Genomic DNA, 5,983 nt, shown 5'->3' on the forward strand with positions numbered 1-5,983 from the left:
AATCGGCCTTAACGTCTTCGTCTGACTTATGTTCGACACGGGTTGCCAGCTCCAGGATAAGATCATCTGAACTTACGTCCTTTAACTGAAAGGCTTCGTGTTCGTACTTATCGTTATGCAGAACCCGCTCAACCTGGGAAACGCCTTTGCGCCTTTCCGTTCCCCGCCAGGTTTCAGCAGATATCGCGTCCTCTTGCTCATCATCCGGTTCAACCTTATCGCGCATCCGGCTAAACACGGCGTCATAGCCAATCTCCGGCGTCGTTTGCTCAGCCTCGGTCATGCTCACTGGCGGCACGAACTCATGACGCTCGATAGATTGCTCTATCGCCGCGCCCATTTCCTCTATAACGGCATCTTCGGCAATATTACCGAAGACCTTGACCGTGCGCAGCTCCGTCTTCGGCTTATCGTAGTCCATTTTCTCCAGCGCAACGGGTTCTTCATAGGTAATGCCCGGTATCGATGTTATTTGCGCGATAACGCGGTCAGCCTCCGTTTCCTTGTAGTTCTTTTTCTTCAGCGCATGGTACAACCGCTCGGCGTAGTCGTCGTTTTTCCTGGCCGCAATCTTGTAGAACACAGTGGGCGATATGCCCATGGCGTTAATATCGGTTATTTTCAGACGCTGGCACAGCCGCGCGGCCTGGATGAATTTATGCCGATGCTGCTGGGTCACTGTCACCAAAGGATGGTGCGGATTTTTCTCGCGCAATTGCTTGATAAACTGACCAAATTCAGTATCGTTCGGGTAATGGTCGCGAATGTGCATGGCAATCATCCACTTCCACATCAGCGATTGGTTATCAATAGACTCCAGTTTATCAGCCAATTCCCAAACATCAAAACTCTGCAAATCCGCGAACGAGCCGGTATCGCCTATCGTTGCCAGACTGCCGCCTTCAACGAAGGATTTTATTTTATCCACTTCTTGTCTTGATTTAAATGATACCATGTAACACCTCGCTAACTAACTGTTGTATTTCTTCTCTCGCCAGTTTGGCACTGGCCGCTTTCCCGTCCGTCTCGCTGACGCCGCTGCCGTCCGCCATCGAATCCCGGTAAATTTTACGGTCTGATATGATCGTATCCAGCAAGATGATCTCCGGGTATTCCATGATAGCGTTTCGAGCCTGCTCGATCTCGGTAATTCTCTTATTGGTCGGCGCTATATTCAGCAAACAATAAGACGTTAATTTCGTATTTACCTGTACGCACTTCCTGATCAGCGCAGCCATTGTGCTCAGCGTCATCAAATCAATTTGACTACACTTGGTGGGCGTGATCAGCACGTCGCTGACCGCCATTGCCGACCTCAATTCATCGGAATCCCTGCCTGCCGCATCGACCAATACAAAGCCGTACCGGGCATTAAAATCCTCCAACGTCTGATTGATATAGCCGTCCTTCTGAACGCAGGCGATATGCGGCAATTCCGGCCTGCTCCGCGTTCGCTCCGCCCACCACGCGGAGGCTGAACGCTGCGAATCGCTGTCCACAATGATAACGTCGCGAGCCTGTTGCGCCAATGCCGCCGCCATGTTGCAGCATATCGTTGATTTGCCCACGCCGCCTTTCTGACTGCCTATCGTAATGATCATTTATTCCCTTCTCCAGGAAGCTTTAGTTTAATTTTCTGAACTTGCATGGTACAGGAAAACCAGTTAAAACTCAAAATATTTTTCTTGACTGGAGTTGTTTGAAGCTGATATGTCGTATATACACCGATTTAGGTGTCTATTTAGCGTTATGCCTCGCAATCCGCAGGGAGTGCGTGGTTTAAAAAATCACGTAATTGGCGAGCAGACACCAAACTAAAAGCTAATTCAATTTCTGGTACTTCTGGGAATTTATCCGGGCTTTTATTACACGCCGGTGTTTTGTCTCTTGAAATTCTCAATCCTTCTTCCGGTATTATCTCAAAATCAACGGGTTCAGCGTCGAGGCCGTCTTCAACATTAAGAAATGTTGAAATTTTAAAATATGGGTATTCTTTCACTGTTGACTTACCCTAATAATATCATCAATTGCCTGATTTATCGCGTCTGTCACGTAGGCCAATCGATGGTGCGCTCCGCTTTCTGAATGCTTCAAGAGCATGCGTCTTAAATCCATCAGACGAAGCTTTTCTTCTTCCAGTATCTCTATCATTTCGTTCATATGCTACGACCAGCAAGTTAGGTTAAACAATCCTTAAATCTGTTTAATTGAGCTATCAAGCAAGACTTGACAACTGTCGTTTTTAGAAGGCATTCAAGCCATCTCGGCTTTACTGTACAGTGCCCTTGCGTAACGGTACCCTGTCCATGTCCCTACCTCCGCCTCTCTCAAGCATTCGAGCCAGCGCATACCATCAAGCAGGCGCTTATGCTCGGCGACTGTGATAGTTATCGTAGGCTCTATCTCAAGCTTATTAGAAAAAGCCAGTCTTTCAAGTTCGTCGGCTTGTTTTCTTAAGTTAATAGCTGACGCCATCTCGCGGTGACGGTCTTCGCTGCGGTCTGCATACTGCGCCGCCGCTTCTATTCTGTCAGCCGATGATCTTAACTCTGACAAAGTGGACTGGCTAGATAATACCTCCTTCTGTGAAATTTTCAAAGCGAATTCATTATTGATCGTGTGCAGTTTATCAAAGTCCGCCTGCTTTTCCGCCTTAAGTTTTTCTTTCTCAATCCTGGCTAATTCAGCTTGTTCATCGCGAATACGTTTTGCTTCAGCTTCCGCCTTAACTCGCTCTTCTTCGCGTATGGCAGCGCGTTCGGCTTCCAGTTTTTTGGCTTGTTCGGCTTCCGCCTTGCGTTGCTCTTCTTCCTGGATACGCTTGCGCTGTGCTTCCGCTTTTGCTTCCTGTTCTTTTGCATAGTCAGATATGCGGCTTTTAACGATGCTTTGAAAGGCTTCAAGGTTATTGCTGGTAATAATCGACTGCAAGTCATTGAACAGAAACCGCGTGGCGGTCACGCAGTCGTTAAACCAGGACAATTTTCCCCGAATATCTTTGGCTATGGCGTCGGCATTCATTTTGGCAGTGGCAAGCTCAACATCTAGCTTATTGTACAGACTTGACAGTAGCCGCTGGTTTTTCATTGCGCCGTTCCAGTCGGGTTCTTTACAGATCAATGTAATGGGCTTTAGTTCCTCATTAAGCGCAAATACATGATCGCTGAACGCCTTTTCATGTTCACGCCTGGCAGTGATCTTACGCGCTTCTTTTTGCTCCTTGACGGCCTTTTCCTGCTTTAATGCAATAGCGTTGAATTTTGCCGCGTAGTTTTCCAGTTCCCGCGTTACCTCGCTGATCGTTAATGTTTGATCAACTACGGATTTGGCGGTTAACAGACAGCGTTTGGCGGTTTCGCGGCCAATCTTGCTTTCGGCTTCGGCTTGGGCGAAATCTTCATCTGTTACCAAATCAATCAGGGCATTGGTCAGGAATTTGTCAAACTGCGGCCTTACGTCGTCTATGTTGCACCGTGTCAGTGTTCCTGAAACCTGTACAATCACAGCAGGGAGGTCTTTTATGGGGGCTGCTTTAGGCTGTTCTACTTTATGCTCATGACTGTACATAGCTAGGTCAGCGTGGAATTGCTTCCAAATATTAACGACATTGGCAAGCTTTTCAGGTGTTGATTTATACCAACAATATACCATATTGTCTTTGGTTCCATCAGAGCACATGAACAAACACTTATCAGCTCCGCTAATCAACAACTGCTGATCCATTTGCAAAGTGTAATGTTCATCAAGCGTTCCTGATACGACATTTTCAGAAAGTGTTTTATTGAAGAGTTTGTGCTCAAAAATTACGGTCTCATCCATAGAAATACCGTCGAAACTTGCCAGCAGAACCAGTCCGTCAACGTCAATGGTTGCTGTCATTGGGTATAGCTCGCCCCCTGCTATTTCTTCTGCCAGGCTTCGCGCTGCATATTCAGCGGCATGTCCTTTATCAAATAACTGCTGCGTAAATTGATCAATTTCATCTGCCAATCCTATTGATTTTTGTTTTAGAAGTTTATCTCGGCTTATGTATTTTGATTTTCCTGCTGCTGCGGATAATTCAGATGCCGTTCCATGGCTTAATTTTCTCGCATCTAACCAAGCGGAGGTATTCTGCTCTACATCTAATATTTTCATGATAACGCCACTTTTGTTAAAGATTCTTCAATTGTCAAGTTGTCTCTTCGTATTCTCTGAGATTTGGTATTGTTTTATTCAACCAGTTCTCCCGTAATGACTTCCACAACTTCGAAGCCTTCAATCTCTTTGATTTGAGCGGCAGTTAGTGTGCCGTTTAATTTCAGTTTGCCAATGATCGCCGCCGCCGTTTGCTTGCCGCCGTCAATCAGGCTTTTCCATTGCGCTTTGTTGGCGTCAAATTTCTCTTGCGGGTAGGCTTCCAGCGCCGGTTTTTCGGCTTGCTTGGATTTGCTGATGATCTCGCCGGTGTTGTGGTCAATATACTCATCCATTTTGCCTTCCATTTCATCTGCGGTAGGTTGTGCGCCAAACTCAGGGAAGGCTTTACGCAATGCCTGCGCCTCAGCACACTTGCTGACCTGTCCGTATGGCCGCTTTAGCCACATGGCATTAGGCGCAATGCTTTTTTCCTGACCACCTTTAACGGCATAGTTCTCCTTCCAGAACTCCTTGACAGTAAATTCGGCAATGCTGCCGTTAGCCATCAGCCGCTTTACCGTGACCTTGCACCATTTAGGATAGGTGACAGACACGCCGCTAAGGCTTTCAGTAACATCCTCGCCATATTCAGGCTCGCTCACGCCTGCATATTGACCGGAACGGGCTGCTTGCGTTCTGTACAGTCCTATTCCCGGCATGATAACGTCTTTCATGCCTTTCAGTTTACTGTCCCACATAGGAACGATATGCGCCGGTTTTTGCATCGGATCAAGCCCTGATGCCTTGCAATAACTTATTACCAGTTTTATTGAACTGTCTTGCGCTCCCGGATATAACGAGTTGCGTAAAACATTCATTAGCTCAGCTTCGTCCATTGCCAGCGATGGTAATAATTCTTTTTTTACTGCGACTTCTTTACTCATAACGCCTATATCCTCTCATTAAAAATCAAAATCGTTCATTATTTGGCAAACTCGGCCATGCAGGTTTGGTAATTAATGCTTTGCCAGTGGTCAGGCGTCATGGTTTCAGGCGCATCGTAAGCATCCATTGTATAAACTACAATGGCTCGCGTGGCCGGTGACATAACCTTCTCTTTTGGCTTTATATTAGCAATGGAGGCAACCAGGGTGCTCAAAGGGATTCCCTTACGTCTATTATCTAAAGCAGACGCAGCCACCCGACTTGCCGCCATACACAGATCATGACCATAAGCCAGATTGCTTTTGGCCTGGGCTGGAATGGTTGATGCCGACAACATTGCCAGCAGTATTAAAGGTAATTTTTTCATGGTTTTATCCGTCTAAGTTGTTTTATTATATCAGGAAAATCAAGTATTTAACACCTTGAAATTATATTTGTTTTGCGGATTCCCGTATCGCATCAATCGCCCACTGGTTCTGATTGACAATCGTTACCCGCGCTTTTTGAGCGTCTATGCGGTCATAAAATACATCGGTCATCAGTTTCAGATTGCTGGTTAATAGTTGAATGGCCTCTTCGATTTCCTGCATGGCTTTTAATTTGGGATTTGCGTTCACCGAAGCGATCTCCTGCCTGCCAAAAATATAGCCGCCGACACTAAAATAGCCAATATTAAGTAATACGGTTTCAACTCAGGCACGCTTTTAAATGTGTGCAGTTCATGCCGATCTTCTGGATAGACTGGATCATGGGGCGAGCAGTCATGGTTGTAATCCGGGTTGTACATCCTGTCGTAATCGAACGGGATTACCGTAACGTCCGGCGGGTTCTGGTTGTATAGAGCCAAAGGATCAGGAGTATCAAGCCCGTCCGCGTGACATGAAGATGACAGCGATATAAAAATTGTTAAGCAGGCTAT

The 5,983-nt window shown here is 46.4% G+C and carries 9 protein-coding genes; all 9 read right to left on the reverse strand.

Annotated features, from left to right (window positions below; genetic code table 11):
- Positions 1–955, reverse strand: a 955-nt coding sequence (locus PHW53_05195; GenBank protein ID MDD4995827.1) for a hypothetical protein, incomplete at its 3' end; no start/stop codon positions are given.
- Positions 942–1,601: an AAA family ATPase gene (locus PHW53_05200; GenBank protein ID MDD4995828.1), complete on the reverse strand. Its 660-nt coding sequence runs from the start codon at positions 1,599–1,601 to the stop codon at positions 942–944. The genes PHW53_05200 and PHW53_05195, both read right to left, overlap by 14 nt.
- 146 nt (positions 1,602–1,747) lie before the next feature.
- Positions 1,748–1,999, reverse strand: a complete 252-nt coding sequence (locus tag PHW53_05205; protein MDD4995829.1) for a hypothetical protein — start codon at positions 1,997–1,999, stop codon at positions 1,748–1,750.
- A complete protein-coding gene (locus tag PHW53_05210) occupies positions 1,996–2,160 on the reverse strand; it encodes a hypothetical protein (protein ID MDD4995830.1) in 165 nt (54 codons plus the stop codon). Before PHW53_05210 ends, PHW53_05205 begins: the two co-directional genes overlap by 4 nt.
- 93 nt (positions 2,161–2,253) lie before the next feature.
- A complete protein-coding gene (locus tag PHW53_05215) occupies positions 2,254–4,137 on the reverse strand; it encodes a YqaJ viral recombinase family protein (protein MDD4995831.1) in 1,884 nt (627 codons plus the stop codon).
- A 74-nt stretch (positions 4,138–4,211) separates the two neighbouring features.
- The gene (gene bet / locus PHW53_05220; protein ID MDD4995832.1) at positions 4,212–5,063 is read right to left on the reverse strand and encodes a phage recombination protein Bet; all 852 of its coding nucleotides are present in this window, start codon (positions 5,061–5,063) and stop codon (positions 4,212–4,214) included.
- 38 nt (positions 5,064–5,101) lie between these two features.
- A complete protein-coding gene (locus PHW53_05225) occupies positions 5,102–5,431 on the reverse strand; it encodes a hypothetical protein (GenBank protein ID MDD4995833.1) in 330 nt (109 codons plus the stop codon).
- 61 nt (positions 5,432–5,492) lie between these two features.
- Positions 5,493–5,654, reverse strand: a complete 162-nt coding sequence (locus tag PHW53_05230; GenBank protein ID MDD4995834.1) for a hypothetical protein — start codon at positions 5,652–5,654, stop codon at positions 5,493–5,495.
- A 23-nt stretch (positions 5,655–5,677) separates the two neighbouring features.
- On the reverse strand, positions 5,678–5,983 hold a 306-nt coding region (locus tag PHW53_05235; GenBank protein MDD4995835.1), incomplete at its 5' end, for a hypothetical protein.

The organism is Patescibacteria group bacterium, assembly GCA_028710985.1.
In the GTDB taxonomy this organism is placed as follows: domain Bacteria; phylum Patescibacteriota; class Patescibacteriia; order JAHJFT01; family JAHJFT01; genus JAQTTB01.